The organism is Adlercreutzia murintestinalis, from assembly GCF_943192905.1.
Lineage (GTDB): Bacteria > Actinomycetota > Coriobacteriia > Coriobacteriales > Eggerthellaceae > Adlercreutzia_A > Adlercreutzia_A murintestinalis.
This window is the reverse complement of record NZ_CALPCC010000018.1, coordinates 15,861-33,003: the sequence shown is the minus strand read 5'-3', so window position 1 is coordinate 33,003 and position 17,143 is coordinate 15,861. Positions and strand designations below refer to the sequence as shown.

At 54.0% G+C, this 17,143-nt stretch carries 13 protein-coding genes; 3 read left to right on the top strand and 10 right to left on the bottom strand.

Annotated elements, in window-relative coordinates:
- Window positions 1–14: 14 nt before the first annotated feature.
- The 4 genes from NFR19_RS06955 to NFR19_RS06940 all read right to left on the bottom strand — a co-directional run bounded on the left by NFR19_RS06955 (window position 15) and on the right by NFR19_RS06940 (window position 5,006).
- A complete protein-coding gene (locus tag NFR19_RS06955) occupies window positions 15–383 on the bottom strand; it encodes a 3-hydroxyisobutyrate dehydrogenase (protein WP_251213065.1) in 369 nt (122 codons plus the stop codon).
- Between the two features lie 205 nt (window positions 384–588).
- Window positions 589–912: a hypothetical protein gene (locus NFR19_RS06950; RefSeq protein WP_251213064.1), complete on the bottom strand. Its 324-nt coding sequence runs from the start codon at window positions 910–912 to the stop codon at window positions 589–591.
- Window positions 913–1,119: 207 nt separating this feature from the next.
- Complete coding sequence (locus tag NFR19_RS06945; RefSeq protein WP_251213063.1) at window positions 1,120–4,122, bottom strand: AAA domain-containing protein; 3,003 nt, start codon at window positions 4,120–4,122, stop codon at window positions 1,120–1,122.
- 182 nt (window positions 4,123–4,304) lie between these two features.
- Window positions 4,305–5,006 (bottom strand): SIMPL domain-containing protein, encoded by a 702-nt coding sequence (locus tag NFR19_RS06940; protein ID WP_251213062.1) that lies wholly within the window; start codon window positions 5,004–5,006, stop codon window positions 4,305–4,307.
- Between the two features lie 314 nt (window positions 5,007–5,320).
- Here NFR19_RS06940 and NFR19_RS06935 point away from each other — a divergent pair, with 314 nt between their 5' ends.
- Window positions 5,321–5,668 carry a hypothetical protein gene (locus NFR19_RS06935; RefSeq protein ID WP_251213061.1) on the top strand — a complete coding sequence of 116 codons (348 nt, stop codon included), beginning with the start codon at window positions 5,321–5,323 and terminating at the stop codon, window positions 5,666–5,668.
- Between the two features lie 12 nt (window positions 5,669–5,680).
- Here the strand turns inward: NFR19_RS06935 and NFR19_RS06930 are convergent, their stop codons facing one another.
- The 5 genes from NFR19_RS06930 to NFR19_RS06910 are packed head-to-tail and all read right to left on the bottom strand — an operon-like array spanning window position 5,681 to window position 14,288.
- On the bottom strand, window positions 5,681–7,468 hold the full coding sequence (locus NFR19_RS06930; protein WP_251213080.1) for a DUF262 domain-containing protein: 1,788 nt from the start codon (window positions 7,466–7,468) through the stop codon (window positions 5,681–5,683).
- A gap of 37 nt (window positions 7,469–7,505) precedes the next feature.
- Window positions 7,506–7,988: a DUF2321 domain-containing protein gene (locus tag NFR19_RS06925; RefSeq protein ID WP_251213060.1), complete on the bottom strand. Its 483-nt coding sequence runs from the start codon at window positions 7,986–7,988 to the stop codon at window positions 7,506–7,508.
- Entirely contained in the window at window positions 7,988–11,350 is a 3,363-nt protein-coding gene (locus NFR19_RS06920; protein WP_251213059.1) for a DEAD/DEAH box helicase family protein, read from the bottom strand. Before NFR19_RS06920 ends, NFR19_RS06925 begins: the two co-directional genes overlap by 1 nt.
- A 2-nt stretch (window positions 11,351–11,352) precedes the next feature.
- Window positions 11,353–13,314 carry an Eco57I restriction-modification methylase domain-containing protein gene (locus NFR19_RS06915; protein ID WP_251213058.1) on the bottom strand — a complete coding sequence of 654 codons (1,962 nt, stop codon included), beginning with the start codon at window positions 13,312–13,314 and terminating at the stop codon, window positions 11,353–11,355.
- Entirely contained in the window at window positions 13,311–14,288 is a 978-nt protein-coding gene (locus NFR19_RS06910; RefSeq protein WP_251213057.1) for a helix-turn-helix transcriptional regulator, read from the bottom strand. Before NFR19_RS06910 ends, NFR19_RS06915 begins: the two co-directional genes overlap by 4 nt.
- A 630-nt stretch (window positions 14,289–14,918) precedes the next feature.
- Between NFR19_RS06910 and NFR19_RS06905 the strand changes: the two genes are divergently transcribed.
- Window positions 14,919–15,092 carry a hypothetical protein gene (locus tag NFR19_RS06905; protein ID WP_251213056.1) on the top strand — a complete coding sequence of 58 codons (174 nt, stop codon included), beginning with the start codon at window positions 14,919–14,921 and terminating at the stop codon, window positions 15,090–15,092.
- Window positions 15,089–15,466, top strand: a complete 378-nt coding sequence (locus NFR19_RS06900; RefSeq protein WP_251213055.1) for a hypothetical protein — start codon at window positions 15,089–15,091, stop codon at window positions 15,464–15,466. The genes NFR19_RS06905 and NFR19_RS06900 overlap by 4 nt, the downstream gene beginning before the upstream one ends.
- 324 nt (window positions 15,467–15,790) lie before the next feature.
- Here NFR19_RS06900 and NFR19_RS06895 read toward each other — a convergent pair whose 3' ends face one another.
- On the bottom strand, window positions 15,791–16,729 hold the full coding sequence (locus tag NFR19_RS06895) for a 3-hydroxyacyl-CoA dehydrogenase (protein WP_251213054.1): 939 nt from the start codon (window positions 16,727–16,729) through the stop codon (window positions 15,791–15,793).
- Window positions 16,730–17,143 lie beyond the last annotated feature (414 nt).

The following is a 17,143-nucleotide window of genomic DNA, read 5'->3' as shown; positions in this document are numbered from 1 at the left end:
CCGAGGTCGAATCGTTACAGCTCGATGCGGCCGAACTTCGCCAGCAGCTCGGTGGCGGCGGTGCAGGCGTCGCAGTTGCAGTATTTGGCGCCCTCGGCTTTGCGCTGTTGCTGCTCTGCCAGCATCTGGGCAGCCGCCTCTTCGCCGAATACCGCTTTAGCGGGGCCTCCAGCGAAAGCGATGACGCCATCGATGGTGGTGGGACGCCCTTCCAGCACATTCAACAGTTGCGCAGTCGCAGTGTTAACAGCCGTATCGCTCGCGTCGGCAGCTACCGCCTCTTTCCAGGCACGGGCCGCATCCTTTGTTATCTGCGTGCTCGCCATAGATGCCTCAAGGATGTCGGCGCGCTCGGCGATGTAATCGAAGGTGTTCTTGTCCATAGGTGCCTTCTCGTGTAGGGTTGTCCGATTTGCGATCGATCATAAGGCAGCCTGGCGTCTGTTGCAATGCCGTCAGTCGCAGGTTCGTCGCCAGCATGTTCGCATGTCGCTTCGTCAGCGCCTTCGTCTTCGGGGTAGTGGCGCCATTCTCGACAGAGGCTGCGGCAACGGAATGGTGATGGAGGGGGCATTTCGAAAAACGTGCTTAGCCATGCAGCCTGGCGACTACTCGAAGGCGAGCGATCTGGCGCCGGGCGAGCATGCTGCTGCGATAAGGGATCGCGAGCAGATCGGGCGAGCCATTGTCTCCGGAAAGGGCGGCGTTGCGGGAAAGCTCTCGTTCGCTATGGGCGCACGGCTCGCCAAAGCTGCAGACGAGCTCCGCAAGCTCGTGCTCGCTGAACAGCTCGTCGCGGATCCTAACCTCCTTGTGCTCGATGAGCTGGCGAATCATCTCGATGCCGACTCCATTGAGGCTCTCCAGAGGATGCTTGCCGATTTCCCGGGGACCATTCTCTTGGTTGCGCACGACGGGCAGCTAGCAGATGCAGCAGCTCAAACGAGGCGGAGAGCCGGACGAAATGGTGATGCTTTCGTTATCTCTCGATGACAATAGGATCAGATCATTTGGGTGTGGGGAGGCGTATGTACGGCCGTGATCGGCTCTGCGGCGAGGCTGATGCGGCGACTTGTCCATGCGATCGTAGGAACATACAGGAAAGCAGTCGCAACCGGCTCAATCGCTCCCATGCTCAAGGATGGAATCTAGGTTTTGGAGAATATGGGACTGTGCCGCTTGCGTATAGACAGGGAAAACGTATGCTCCGTTCTCGCCCTTTCCCGTCTTACTCTCGATCCCTATTTTCGTGCCCTTTTCAGTTGGCTTTCTCGTGCTAGGGTTCTCGTTCTCAAGATAGTGATAGCCGGCTCGAAGCAGGCACTTGTTCATGTGCTGGGCATCCACGGTCTTCAGCTTTTGTTGAAGCGCCGGCTTCTGCTTCCATGCTTCAAGACACTTCGATATGGGGATCGGGCCATCTCCTCGCCGTATCGCTTCGGAAACGAAGACGTGACCGCCGCCTCCGCTCTTGTTGAGGCTCAGTTGGCGTCGTATGTAATCCTCGATGGTCGGAGGAGGGACGAGCGAAGGTGAGCCAAGAAGGGAGCGCAAGGAAGAGGCCAGAGCATCTGTTTCCCCATAGGTGCTCCCATCGGATGGGATCCGGAGGAAGACGAAGGAAGAGGAGTCGGCGTTCAAATCGTCTGGGGTACAGCACCAATCCAGCGCCGTTATAGGGGCAACCTCTTCGGCCTGTGTGCTGGAACTTGTTGAAGGCTCATCTTCTTCGGAGCGTTGTTGGTCTTCGGGACAGCCGTCAGGATACGCATCCCTACCAAAAGAGCCGTCGTGGATGGGGCCGAGCCACGCCAGCGACGCATTGCAGACATCGCGCATGATGCTGTCCTTCATGGTGTCGTAGCTCTCTACGGAACGCTTCTCGGTCGTCCTTCGTGAGTATCGATGATGCGCACCGTCGACCTCTATGGCCAGGATAAGCCGTCCCGTAACAGGGTCGAAGATGACGAAATCGAAATGGGCCTGAGATGCGCATGCGTAAAACCCATCGCACCGATCAGCGAGCTTTTCGCGGGCGTCTCCTATCAAGATCCGATCGAACGTCACGTTCCTCTCGAAGCAAAGGCATTCGAGCATGGAGGCTGCGAGCGCATCTTCGATGCATGCTTCGGGGGCATAGTCGCAAGGGCTCTTCGTGGGCGATTGCTTAAAGGGGATCTCGTCGAAGATGGACACGATGCAGGATCTGCGGATGCCGAACTCCAGTTTCAATCCTTCGCGATCTTGAGCATCGAGGCTGGCGTACGTCTCGCGCGCATAATCGACGAGCTTTCTGACATACATTTGCTCGTCGTTCTCGTCATCTTGTTCTCGGGCTGGCTTCACGACCGCTACCTGTCGTTTTGCGAGTTCCTTTTGCGCTTCGTTGGACATTAGCTTCGTGGATAGGATGACCCTCAGTTCATGCTTGGCGCGGGAGACCGCGACATTGACGAGCCGCTTTCCTTGCGACCACGGCCATTCCCAATTTCCATCTTCGACCGGTAGCAGATATACGGTATCGAATTCCTGTCCTTGCGATTTGTGTATCGTGAGCGCGCACATCTTGTCGGAGCTGTCGCTCTCCGATTCGCCATCGCCGATCCGTTCCACGGCGAGGATCTCTTCCGCACCGGCGCTTCCGATCTCGTCGAGCAGCTCTTGGAGGTATGCCTTGACCAAAGCGATCTGCCCTCTGAAAGGAGACAGGATGCAAATGGACCGCTTATGCAGAATGAGAGATTCGAGATGCTCTCGCTCTTCTGTCCTGAGTATGGCAAGCTGCTTTCGGTTGACGAAGCTCGAGCGAACGGCTGCGCCATCGTTTTTCCGCGGATCCTGTTGAAGCTGGATGCGCTCCCGGTAATCTCCCTCGTACCAGAGGATGCTTAAGGGAAAAGGGTTGGTATCCGCATCCTCGAAATCGGTTTTGATCTCCAGGCGGTTGCCGTATATGTATTGGTTGCAGAATTGGATGATCGTCGGGTGGCAGCGATGATGCTCTGTGAGCATCGTCTTCAGGGACGGGCCATTATCGGTTTCTTTTGGGGCGAATATCTCATAGCAAGACTGAAGGAAGCTGGCATTCCTAACGCTAAAGCTGTAGGGCGAAAAAGAAGGAGAGTCCGATTCAGAAACCCCCAAGTTCGCCGCGAATCGCGCTGCTTCCTCCTGAGCATCTTCTGTCAGCACGGGAGGCAATTGCTCTTCGTCGCCCACGATGACGATTCGCTTGGCACAGCTGAGCGCGACGATACCCACGATATGGTTCGATTGCGACGCTTCATCCATGATCAGCAGGTCGTACTTTGACTCCGCTCCATCAACGAAGCACTTTTTCAAGGAATGGATCGTGCTCGTGATGAAGGGGAACGATCCGGTGAAGTCGGAGAACGTGATGCTCTGCTCCCAACCAGCTATGTCGCGAACCTTGTCGGCGTTGAATTCGAACTGCTTGCCTGTCAGGGGATCAACGACGGTTTTGCGGCGTCCTGAATTGCCGAGCGCGGCATGCTTTGTGGCGAGATTGAGCGCGTAATTCTCTTCGCAGGTAGCTTTGAAGTCCAGGGTCGCCAGCTCCTCCCGAGGTTTATTCAGGATAGCGCTCAGCTTGTCTTCGATATTCTTCACGGCTGAGGAGTTCGTTGATACGGCGGCAACTGTTTCGCCCTGTGCGATCGCGAGCGCTGCGATGCGGAGAATGGTCTCAGTTTTGCCCGTCCCTGGCGGCCCTTTGATGATGGAGAGGGGATAGTGCAGCGCCTTATGAACGGCTGTTTTCTGTTGCTCATTCAGGTTGTATGCGCTGTCTGGGAATCTTGAATCCAGAAGACCGTTTTCTCGCTTTATGTCTTCGGAATCGATCGGGGCGGGCTTGGATACCGCTTTGATACGGGAGCCAAGGTACGCATCCAGAAGGGGAGAATACGTTCGAGGTTGGTTTTTGTCGAGATCGCGGTTGATGAAGTTCTCGTAATACCAAAGGAGGGAATAGCCTGCCTGACCTTGTTCCTGATCGCCCGCCTCCGACGCATCGCTTTGGCGTGCTCGTCCAAGATATTCCGCGATGTTCGTGAAGTATTCTATGAGCTTCTCCTGAGGTATGTTCTGCTTCGTGCTCATGCTTCCTCTCCTCAGGGTCTGTTCGTGAAGCTTGGGTAGTCGATGGGCTCAGCTGCGCATACGAGGATTATAGGACAATCGGTTTTGAGCGCGACGAGGGAATGCGGGGATGCGGGAGCACGGCTGACGTTTGACCCGATCATCAACGACTCGATAACCCTGAACCGCGCGTTCACATATGCTCAAGACTGCTCTATGAACCATGCGGCTTCGATCGAGCAGTACACTGTGATGTCGTCCGGATTGAAGTCGGGGATCATGTTTTCATTGCTCGGAGTGCTCATGCACGAGTCTTCGCAGCACAGAAAGTGACCAGCATAGCCGTCAAAGGTATTCCTGACCGTATGCTCGATGCTTGCAATCCTCCCAAGACTAGCACCTGCCGCTGACGCCAGTATCTCGGCTCTTGCCTTTGCCTGCTCGACCGCGCTCGCCAAAAGCTCCTTCTCCACTGAAGCCTCGTCCTTCAGTCCGAAGTCGAATTGGAAACTGAAGCTCCCATCTGTTTCAAGAAGCGCGAGCCACGCATTGCCGTAGAGGTCTTCGTCGGCATCCATGAGCAGGGTCGCGTGCGACTCATACTCGTAGCCTTTCACCATCTCCGTCCTATAGTAGTAATCATCCTTGTCTTCTCCCACCTTTTCGTAAACGCTCTCCTTATGTGGGTAAACCTTGAAGCCGCTCTGCCTTATAGATTCCTTGTCAAACCCTATATTGTCGAGGGCTAAGAGGATTGCCGAGAGGTCTTTGTTGTATTGAGTAATGCACTCGTCCTTCTCGTTACATTCCCCGTAGAACGATATATCGAGTTCAACTTGATCCGGCTCTTTGCTTGCTCTGGCTGTTGCGCTGATTTTGATAAGATTGGGTTCGAGGTCTTTCATTGGCTCTCCCTTTGCAAGGTTTTCTGTTCTTACAACCTGTATTATCCTTCTTTTGCAAAAGGTTAGATGTCGCTTGATGGGACACCCTTTGATGCGTCTCCGGGCGAAAACATGGCTGCTATTGTCGTGTTCCGCTCTACCTATCAGTTCCTGAACGCGCGGAACGCCATAGCAAACGTGTTCCAGAGGTTTATCCAGGAGTTTGCCCGGGATCGACGTGGAAGGGAATGGCTTTGCGGGTGTCCCATGTGAGGGCGTCTTTCTTTTCCTGTGCGATTTAGACTCCGAGAAAAACGAGAGATTGCTAGGTTGAAATGAGTAACGAAGTACTGCCCTTTATCAGCAACGAGGTGGTCGAGCTGTTCGAGGAGTTCGACGACGATTACCTTGCAGATGTGTTTCGGGTATGGGATTGCGACGCGCAAAACTGGCAGAACGGCACCACGGTCGTGTTTCGGTTCGAGAACGATGATCTACTCGTATGGAACGTCATGGGCGGCCTGAAGGCCAAGCGAGGAGCTGTTGACACGCAGAAGTTTCAACTAGGGGCTCTGATAGGTGCCAGCGAGGAGAGCTGCATTGCGTGGCGATCTGACTCCTCGTTCGCAGATCTAATAGGAAGGGCTGCGCTCAGCGCGACCCTTCTGGAATCGTTTGTCTGACCCGGAAATAGATTAAAGTCCAAGTATTGAATTGCCGTACTTTTCCTTTAGCGCCTTCAGAGCCTCAGCATCTTCATCGCTCATGATCGGTATCAAAGTGTCTTCTGCGTTTGCCTGATAACTGCCACTCCACTCCTGAAGCGTCTCGATTATTGTATCTGTGACCCGCACATCCCGCTCGTCAATGTCCTGAAGCTCCCATGATGCAGGGGATTTTTCGGATAAGGCTTTGGTAACCTCTACCTCCGATTTCTCGTATTCCTTCTGCTTCTTCTCGAAGTATCCGTTGCTTGCCACGATGTTGAGCTTCTTCTCGAAGGGGACCTTGTTCCCGATATGTTTAATCTTCTCGTTCACGATAGACTCGTCATAAGTTGGGAAATGGCTCGATTGCCATTTCTTCGGAAAGATGTGCTCAATCTCCCATTTGGCAGGTAGCAGGTTGTCTTGCTCTGTGTAGGCGTGAAGTGCGAGTAGCATTCTAAACGAGCGCTTGTTGGGGAGTTTAACCTGGTCTCGAATCGACTTCCAGTCAACCTCGCCGAACTCGAACTCGGGGGTATCACTTTTGAGGATGGATGCGTTGAGCTTCATGACACCAGGCTTAACCGCACTAACCGTTGGAGTCTTGAGGAACTTCGCGAACATCTCGGCGGCGAGCTTCTTCAGGAAAGCCAGGAACTTGACCTCGAACCCCTCTTTATTTCTGTGCTCCAGGTAGTAAACAGTTACAGGATACTTCCAAAACTCGTTGGGATACATGTTGAGAGTATCGAGGATCTTTCGGATCTCGGTATTGTTGGTCCAAGGTTTCTCCTCGTCTATCATTCTCGCATTCACGACTTCCCAGATGTCCATCATGGCGTCGAGATCATCCATCAGCGCAGGATCTTTGAGACGGGAGAACTTATTATCGGCGTAGTACCTTCGCACGCCCGGCGTGGTCGTGCTGACGTCTTCTTCCTGGGCACGGAGATAAAACATGTAGTAATAAAAGAGCCTTTGGATGCTCTCGCCAGACTCATTTGCGCGCTCGTCAAGCGCTTTCCACTCCTTGATGAACTGATCCTTTTCGGCATCGTTTAAGAAGCCGTATATCTTTGCCTTGAATATGTCAGCATCGGAAAGAGGGAGGCCGCGATCGTTCAGGGTAGAAAAGATCCTCAATGCGGTCTCCTGAGTATCTGCCTGAATCGGGAAGATGATCACATGCTTTGTGATGTCGTTGAGGAATTGGTAGATCGATAGGCTGTTCTCAGCGGCAGCTTCCTTGAAACGGGATTGGAACCTCCTGAAGTTCTCCGAGTAGTGATCATCATGCTCGTCGATTGCTGACCCGGTAGTCAAAATGTCAGTTAGAACATCGCCGAACTGCGAGTCTACGACTCGTGATTCGAGCAGAGTCCTGTCTTTGAACACCTCGCCTGTTAGATCATCTTCTGGCCAGATGGATTTCTCGATTTTGCCCATGAAGTTCTTGGACTGCTTGGATTCCTCTCCGGCCTCAAGGGCTCCATAGATTGCCCTTAGGAACAGGAAGAGTGAAGTTAGTCTCTGCTGCCCGTCGATAATCTCGTACTCGCCCTCGTTTTCGAAGAACACGATGCAACCGAGGAAGTAGTCCTCGCTCTCATCCTTTTCGCTGGCCGAGAACTCCCAGAGATCGTCGAATAGGGTGTCGACCTGCTCCTGATCCCACTCATATGGTCGCTGGTACTCGGGAATAACGAACTTGTGCTCTTTACCCTCGGCGAGGAAGTCGCACACTCTTTTTTTGTTTACCTCTATGGAACTTGCCATTGTGCTCACACTTCTATCTTCTTGGCATCATTGAGGATTAGCTTGGCCAAATCGTCCGTTTAGCTGTTTCGGCAACGATGTCTACAAATAATTCTCTTGCAGCTGTGGCTGTTTCTGAGCCTGCTCGTGAAAGTATCTTCTTGAACTTTATAGCGGCCACTTTGGTCTTTGGGGTTTCGCTCATTATTTCTTTTGCCGAAACTGAAAGGTCCTTCACGTCATTTTCGTCCAGCAAATCATCAAGCTGAGCAAGTTCCTCTAGTGCCTCTAATGACGCTTTAGTCCAAGGGAACGGGTCTCCGCACTTGTAGCAATATTTAGGCGGTTCAGCTTCAAAGCCGATGGCGACAATACCGTCAAAGCGCTCTTCTCCTTTGATGGGTGTGCCGCAAGTGGGGCACTCGCATATTGCCTTTGCACCACACTCTTCGCAATAATCCACCTCGCAGGTTCGCTCTTCCATTCTCTCTTCAGTGACATGACCATTCATGCACACCTGCATCGTGTAGTGATAATCCACTATTTCCCTCCTTGTTGGCGGCAGTTAAATACTTCGTCTACGAGCTCAGGCAGATTCCCGTCTTTGGATGCCTGAGCCGCGTCTCCTTCTGCGAAATTGGGGAGACCGTCAGCAAGAGCCTTCTCACAAAGTTCGGGATCGAAGCCGAAGATGTAGTTCATCGCAATCAGATAGATAATTCTAGTTGGAGCCATACCGTAGACCTGCTCCGTGAGGATGTGCTGGATTCGCTCCTGCTCGTCGGGATAGGCCCTCTTCAAACCATCGCTACTAAAGAGCCTCTTCACAATCTCGGTGATATAGAGCCCAGACTTCATGTACAGGTCCGCGAAAGTTGCGTTCGGGTCGTCGTAGCACCCGGGGTTCTCCTCCTCCAGGGCGTCGACCATCTTCTTGACCACCCATCGGGGAGTGTAGATCTGGTTGGTCTTCTGTGGCGGGATGTATGTGAAGATGTCCTCCGTATGAGACTCGTCGAAGTAATCAGCAAGCTCATTGCGAAGACGCAGGAACTCCTTGACAGAATCGTCGAAGACGACAGGGTCGAAGAGGTTGCCGTCGAAGTGGCGCATCTTGCCGGTTTCAGAGTCCTTGTAATCTCCGCCATCGCGCAGGAAGCGGAACTGGTCCTCGGTGATGCCCGTAACTTCATAGAAGACATCGTCTTCTGTGTAGTCGTCGATGTTCGCAAGGCAGAGATCGTCATCGCCGTATGCCATGAGGAAGCTGGGTATGGTGCGCGAGAAGCCGCGAAGATGGTCCCTGATGGTCATCTCGATGCTGTTCTTGCGCGCCTCCTTTTTGGCGGTCTCGACCTCGCGCACGATCTCGGTGCCTGCGGTCTGGATGAGCTCCGATTTCTTCGTCTCAAGTGCCCTCTTTAGATCCTTCGCGGCCTCTGCCTTGCGCTGGTCCATCTCGGCGTTTATGCTCGCACGCTCCTGATCGGAGGTCGCGTTGGCGATCTTGTCGGCACGCTCTCGCTCGATCATCGTGCGCTCAATCTTATAATTGCCGACCTCGCGGTTGAGGGCGATATCGGCATTCGTCTTTATCTTTCGCTCTACGCGCTTGCGCTGAGCAACCTTCAGGTCCTTTCCGTAGTTTTCCTCGGCAGCGGCCACGAGCGGCTTGGTAACGTCACGGGCGAACACCTGCTCAAGGTTCTTGAGCATCTTGTCCTCGTCGTCCTCCTCGATACCCTCGTCCACGATCGTGACGATGGCGTAATCGAACGCTTCCTCGACCTCGCCGTAGACGCGGTCTCCGAAGAGGTCGCTTGCCAATCCGATGACCTGCTCTTCGGGAATGTCAACGTTGCCGTCAGCATCCAGGTCGAGCTCTCGCGCAGTCTCGCCCTCGGTGATTCCGAGGTCCTTGTCCGGGGCCTTGAATGGCTCGAGGCTCTCGATTATATCGAGGACCTCTTTGGGCGCATGGAACACGTTGGAGATGTTCTGGAAGAGGAAGTCGCTCATGAACCCGCGGCGCACCACCTCTTGTGAGCGGATCTTTCGCGGTATCGAGAGAACCTTCTCCGCATCCAGCTCCTCCATCTGCCCGTCGCTGTCCTCGCCATAGACCGGGAAGAAGTTCAGGAGCGTGAGGATTCGGCGCTTGCGCGTGTCCGTGTCCCCTCCAGCGGCCGCCGTGTCGCTGTAGAGGTCGTTGGCGAACTGCTCGAAGATGGTCAGCGTGCGTGCGGGGTCGAAGTCGAAGACGTAAGCGTTTTCCTTGCGTAGGTATTTTCCGTCTCGGTAGAAAAGGCACGGGTTCTGGGCGCGGAACGCGGCTTGCATGTAGAGGGACGGGCTCTTCATGTTGGAGAGCATGAGCACTGCGGTCCATTCGGGGATGGTGACGCCGGTCGTGAGCTGCCCAACTGAGAGAGTGATGGTCTTGTCGTGTTTGGCGATGGCGTCTCGCACCTTGTCGAATGCCTTCTGGGTCTCTTCGGAGTCGTCTATCTTGCCGTCTCCTGCCGCTAGTACGATCTCGTAATTGCCGAACACGGGATGAGCCTTGAGCTTCTTCGCGAGCGCGCGTGCGGAATCCACTCGATCGAGCATCCAGAACGTGTGGCGCAGCTCGGATCTGAGCTCAGGGGTGCTGAACGGGAACTTAGTCTGCGTTGTGAGTGCGTCGAGGAACTTGTCGATGTCGCTGCTGTAGGTGAACGCGCCGTTGTCCTTGGTGCTGAAGAACTCGTTGAGGTCGAAGGCGTACTCGACGGTCTCGCCGTCGATCTCCATGCCCTCTGCGACCTCTTCCTCGACGATGTCGCTCATGCGGTAGGTGAACATGTTGAGCTGGGGCAGGTCGGCGTAGGGATTGCGCTCATCTGCGTCGTCCCAGTCCCGCTTCGCCTGTTGCTCGTCGGCGTAGGTCCAGTTGAAGATCGCGCTCTCCGGGAACTTCTCGTTGGCCAATGCCTTGAAGGGCGTGCCTGAAAGATGAAGTGTGAACTTCCTCTTGATCTGGTCGAAGGCTACATCGGTCTTAAAGGTGTCGACGCCCTCATGAGCCTCATCGATGATGAGAATGTCCCAGTTGATATCGGCTATCCATTCAAGTTTTTGATAGCCTCCGCCGAAGCGTTCGGATCCCTTGAGGTCTTGCAGGCTCACGAAAGTGATGAAGTCCTTTGCCTCATCAGGGTTGTTCCTTCGGTAGGAAAGGTACTCCTCGCGGTTTTTCACGAAGGCTTGTTTGGTGATGGAGCCAGCGCTGGAGATGAAATGGTACCCGCTATCAATGCCCAAGAACTTCACGTAGTCGTCGTACCAGCTATTTGCGATGGCAGGGCGATTGGTGACGATGAGCACAGTGTGTGCACCGAGGCGCTTGCATAGGTCGTACGAGGTAAGCGTTTTCCCGAAGCGGGGCTTGGCGTTCCAAAGGAACTCCGCACCTTCATGGAGCTTGGCATAATCTGCTGTCTCGGTAGAAGCGCGTTCCTGCTCTGCGCGAAGGTTATAGGAAACTGCGGAGTGTGCCTCCAACAACCCTCTGTTAATGCGGAAGTCGAAGAACTTCTGGTGTGAGTCGGCAGGCGTGATATGCACCCACTCTTTGGAGGGCTTCTTCTCGTAGCCTAGCTTCACGAGATAGTTGTGGAAATCCGTATCTCGGAAGGTATCGCCTGTACCGTCCTCGTAGATGGCATTTCCTTGCCATTCGAGCTTGGTCTCGATGTCGGCGGTATATGTCTGTTGCTTGATGCGGGTATCTGCGTCCTGTTCCGTGTATCCGATCTTCGTCCAGCCATCATGAGGGGTGTAACCTGGAGTTGTGTATGCGTAGATAGTCGGAATGGCCCGAAATGAGCTTTTGACCTTGCTTGTGATATCGGAGGTGGCCATTGTTATACCATCTCCTTCACATGGGATTCGATGAAATCGATCTCGTCTGACGACAACCCGTATTTCTTATAGAGCTGCTTGTCGATCTCGGGTACGGTGAGCGACCAATCAATATCGGAGTTGTTGCTGAAGTCTTGCATTGGAATGTATTTCCATTTCTCCGGTGGATTGTGTTGGGTAGCCTTGAGGACTCCTAACAGGGATCTAGCAAATTTAGACTTGATATACTTCATTGCCGCTTCTGATTCTGAGCGAGTGTCGAAGTTTCCGATGCTAATGAAAGATTCTGTGTGACCTACGAGTGGCTCGCCAATTATGGGAGCGCTAAGTGTTTCGCCGAAAGTGCCTGAGCCATTAGCGGCAGGAACAAATACCTTCCATTTTCTTAAGTTACCTGGATCATTCACGTATTCAGAGCGAATATATTTTTCCGTTCGTTCGTTATCTTCGCGGCCAAGTATCCTAATGTACTCGTGTCCATCCTTGGGGTCACGGTCGAAAAAGACCGAGGGCAGGCGATCAAAAATGTTAGTTGACATGTCGTACGGATGCCCAGTACTAAGCTGCTTGATCGCATCGGGGTTGTCCTCGTGCAGCATGTCGGTAAGCCTATATGCCGTCCTAGTAATCACTATGTCGCTAAACGAACGACTTGCATGATTGGCATCAATCATTGAGAGCAGTGAATTCAATTCTGGATAGGCTGTGAATGTCCCGATGCGTCCATAATCTTTATCTTTGCTGCGAATGGTAATGGCAACTCCGCCCTTAATATCCGTTCCGGGAAACACCTTTGAGCTATCTGGCTCAAAATAGAGAATGGATAGGTGTTCGTCGTTAAGCATTTTTTCATTCCAGGATTTTGGCGTGCTCCCGGCATTGAAAAGAAACCGGGCAGGATGAATGAGTTCGACAACGTCGCTTATTTCGTAAGCACCTTCCATAAAATGATGGTATATCGGCGCCGCTGAGTTCTTGTTCTCGCCAGCTACTTCTTCCTGATATGGCGGGTTCCCGATTATGTAATCAAACTTCATGGCTTTGCCTTCCCTCGAAACGCCGTCAAACTCAACCGTCTCGCCTGTGCTCCAGTTTTTAATCTTTGCCAATCCTCTATCCGGAAATAGTGTCTCTTGCTCGGATGGAGGGTCATCGAACAACCCTCCGAACAAGTCCATCTGTGGGTTTTCTTCCTTATGCGAACCGAATGGAACGCACTTAGTAAGTCCGTCCATTTGCCAGAGGTTCCAGCTAATTGTTTCAGCTATACCCTCAGCTTCGCTCTGCTCCAAGGGCTTGTAACCGGCGCAGTCTAGCGCTTCTTCTATTGTGGCGAACGCGTTGATTCGAGCAATCAGCAGGTTGTCGCCTTGGAACTCATAGCCATAAGTTGACTGAAGGGCTTTAATTGCCCATCTCATGAAGTCTTGTCGGCGGCTCGTATTGGCAGCTATCAGATATAGCTTGCGGTCATATATGCCGATACGGTCCTCGAACGCGATGGGATTTCCATTGGCCGCATCGTATCGTCCGAAAAGATAGGGTGCCTCGCCGCAGGTAATCTCCAGTCTGGGCGATTGAATGATTTCCTTCCAAGAGGCTTCGCGGGTCTGGTTCTGCAGCCATGCCTCGTCAGCGTGGTCGATCATCAACTTGCAAATCCAGGTAGGTGTGAAAACCTCCGCATGGGATCTCGTGAGGTTCGTCCGCTCATCCTTGTCCTTCCGGGCGCGGCGACGAATCATCTCGATGCGATCGCCCGTGATCGCATCGACGGTCATCTCGTCAGTAGCGCGGTATTCCGCACCCAGCCCCTCGTAAGCCGAGGTGCCCCATACGATGTTCCCGTCTGTAGAATTGTCCTTGAGCAGCGTGCCAAGTACGCCAATTTCATTCAGCCGGGCGATGTCGCGAGGGATCGAGATGTCCTCGGAGCTGCTCATATGTTCTGCCAACTCTGTCACTCTTCAATCAAACCCTTTAGGTACTCGTTGTATTCCTTCTTCAGGCTCTTCGGTCCGTCTACCTTTACAGCTCCATCCATACCTGCGACCCAGCCGAAGAACTGCGGGCTCTTGCGGATCTTCACCACGGCCTTGCCCACGTTCTTGTTCTTCGCGAAGATCTCAGCCGCATCTCCGAAGCGGTCCATGATGATCTCTATCTTGTCGGCGTCCACCAGGAGCGTCGCCGTCACCGGATCCCCCACGAAGCGGCCGAAGCTCTCGTGCTCGTCGCCCTCGTAGGTATGGTGCGTTATCTGCTCGTTCCTGGTTGCGCGTTCATCGGACACCTTGAGCTTGTCCATGCGGTCGATGCGAAACTCTGTCATCGCCTCATGGGCATCGTTCCACGCCGTCAGGTAGTAGTAGCCGTCGTCGTAGGTGATGCCCACGGGCGTCACCAGATGGGGCTTGCCGTCGTGTGTGGCGTAGCGGTTGCCGTCCACGTTGTACTTGTAGTACATGAACTCGACCTTCAGGTGGTTTCGCATAGCCTCGTGCAGGATGTCGATACACCCGAAAACACTGTCGTTCTTCGAGGTGATGCGCCCCGGCACGTGTATGCGACGGTTGAGCAGCGCGCGCTCGTGGTCGCTCGCGAGCAGCTTAAGGTTCATGGTGAGCGCCCTCGATTGCCGTTTGGTGAGGAACTTGCATGACTCCACGGCATCCACCAAGAGCATCAGCTCGGAGAGGTCGAAGTCCCGCCTCACGATGGCGTACTGCACCGGGTTCCTCTGGAAGGTCTGGATGTCCACGCCGAACTCCCGCAGGGCCTGGATATCGGTGTAGAGGCCCTTGCGCTCTGCTTGTATGCCGTAGTCTCCCAGACGCTCGATGATCTCGCGAAGCGAGAGCCCGTGCTCGGCATCTGTCTCGTTCTGAAGGATGCGCATGACGTAGAGCGTCTTGAGCTTCGCCTTGGGGTTGTGCACCTTATTCGACCTTTCGCCTTTTGCTCTGAAACGCATTACGAGGGCATCGTCCTCATTATACTTCGAGCACTCGGATCATCCTAGCCGGGTGTCCCATGGTCGCATAATGAAGAAGCCCCAGCGGCCGCAGTCGTACCGCCGCGTTGATCCAGTTCCAGTATCTATGCGCCCTCATGCCGACAGCTCACTGCCGCGTCGTTCCTTATACGACACACGTTCGCACGGAATCGCTCAATCTTTGCAAGGGCCGCGATACTTTTTCGATTTCTGCAGCATATTGCTAGATCATAAGTTGGGATATCGCAATTCTGTATCTTGAGACTTTAGGCGGGATCGCAAGGAGTTTGATATGAGACATGCTATCGCCGATGCTTGGTGTTGAGATGAAGGCGAGGCATCCTCGGCCCTTGACATGCGCCGCACTGAGAAGAAAAATAGAATGCTAGATTTCTAGAAATATTCCTTTGGGGGGTCACTGTGTCCGAGGTTGCTAAACCAGCATCGTTTGAAGAATTTCTTGAGGCCTCTACTCGCCTTTCAAAACAAGGGGAAGTGCGTGCTGGCGATTCCGGTAGCGAAGCGGCGGCATCCGCAGCAAAACCCCATTCTGCGTGCAGGTTGAAGCGCCCCATGAGTTCCTCCCAAAAGGTGAAGGTGGGGCTGACCATCGACGAGGGCCTTGTCGATGCCGTTGACGACTACATCTACCACGCGCGAAAGCAAGGGCGCCGACTTAAGAAGAACGACGTGTATGAAGCTGCTCTGCGCCAATTCCTTGAAGCCGAAGGGGTCGATATCCGATGACCGCACATGGAAGGCTCTCCCTTGAGGACAACATCTTCCTCGCTAAACGAAACTTGGTGGACAGCATCTGGAAAGAGGCTCGACTCGAGGGCATCGCTGTCACGTACCCTCAGACCGCCGATGTGCTTGCATTCGCATGGACGTGTCGCTCGCAGCTGTTCCGCGACGGCAACAAGCGGACAGCTCAGCTTATTGCCAACGACATCCTCATCCATTCGGGCGAGGGCATCCTGGCTGTGCCCATTGACTCCCAAGATGAGTTCTTCGGATTGCTGGTGGCGTTTTATGAAAGCAATATCCCCGATGAACTTATTTCGTTCTTGCGTGAGAAATGCATCGAAAAGCCCGCGATAGGGAAGGCTGATACCTGTTGAACTTGCCATTGTGGTTCGGGAATGTCTGAAGGTCTCCAGGGTCTACTGGCTCGCGAAGGCACTGGAACCGCTGATTGGCTCTAAAACAGAGAGGTATAGTTAAGCAGCAACGCAACGCCTGAATTCTGTCGTTGCCCGAATTCGGCCGTTTTCCGAACTCTGTCGTCGTTCGAACTTGGTCGTTTTCCGAACTCTGTCATCGTTCGAACTTGGTCGTCGTCCGAATTTGACCACCGCCCGAGGTCACTGCCCGAGCCCAGGCGCGCTACCATGCGCATGTGGCAGATGCAGGACAGAGCCGTTCCCTATCCTGCATCTTGAGCATCAGTCGTAGGTGTAGAAACCAGCTTTCGCGTTCACGCCGGTGCGGCCTTCGTCGATCAGCTTTTTGAGCAGAGCGGCGATGCGTCCGGGCGTGCTGTTCGGGTCCTGCGCCTGTGGGCTTGCCGCCACGATGTTGTAGGCGGTGTTGAGTCCCACGATGTCTAGGATGCGGAACGGCCCCAGCGGCGCACCTGTACCCAGCATCCACGCCTTGTCTATCGTTTCTACGTCAGCCACGTCGTTGGCCAGTAGCGCTTCTGCCGCGTTCAAGAACGGCACCAGCATGCTATTCAGCAGGTAGCCCGCTTGTTCCCGGTTTAGTTCCAACGGGATCATCCCGATGGCCTGAGCGAACTGCACGACGCTGCGGTATGAATCAGCTGACGTTTCGCTGGTGCCCATGACCTCTGCCGTGTTGTTCTTCCAGATGTTGTTCGCGAAATGCAGCGCCAAGAACCGATCCGGGCGCCCAGTGAAGTCCATCATGGCGCTGGGGAGCAGTGTGGACGAATTCGTGCAGAGGATCGTGCGCTCAGGCAACACTGATGTGATGGAACGGTAGAACGCCTCCTTTTCGCTCATCACCTCGGCGATGGCCTCGATCACCAGGTCTGCATCGCCGAACGCCTCGGCAATATCCGTCGTGAGCTTGATGGCACCGCGCGCTGCTTTGGCCCTCGCGACGAGTTCATCCAGTTTCTCGGGCGGCACATCCGGCGAATCCGCCAGGCCGCGGCAGTATGCGTGCGGGTCTGTCTTCATGGCTTCCAAGGTCTGGGTGTAGATGCCCACCAAGCGATCTAGCTTCGGCTGTGCGCGCCCGATGGAGCCTTCGCTGCGAAGCCACATGGTCACATCGAACCCTTTATAGGCGCTCTGCAGCGCGATCTGGCTGCCGAGAACACCGCCTCCTGCAACGGTCACACTCTTGATTTCCATCTGTTATTCCTTCCTTTTCCTGCTGGTTCGTAATCTGCGTTATTCTGTCTGAATATTGATGTGATATCGAGTTTTCGATTCTTCGGTAAATCCATTGTAGAGAACGCATCATATGGGCCACCGTTTTGCCGCCCGAAGCGCTTCGCAAAGGTCACCACGCCGTTGCCGATGCGTGAACGAGGCAAAGGGATGACCCTATCGTTACGCATGGCTTTTTTGAAGGAGCGCATGTTGTAATTTCGGCATTGGTTATTCAGCGGAGCCTTTGGCAAGCGCCGTTTCGAGTTAGGTCAGGTTAGATGAAGAACTGGCGATACCCATTTTGGGTGCCCCATACGACCATTCCGCACATTCGGTCGCTGCAAGTTCGGCGAGTTTAGTATTGGATGCACTCAGAAAGCATCAAAGCCTGCG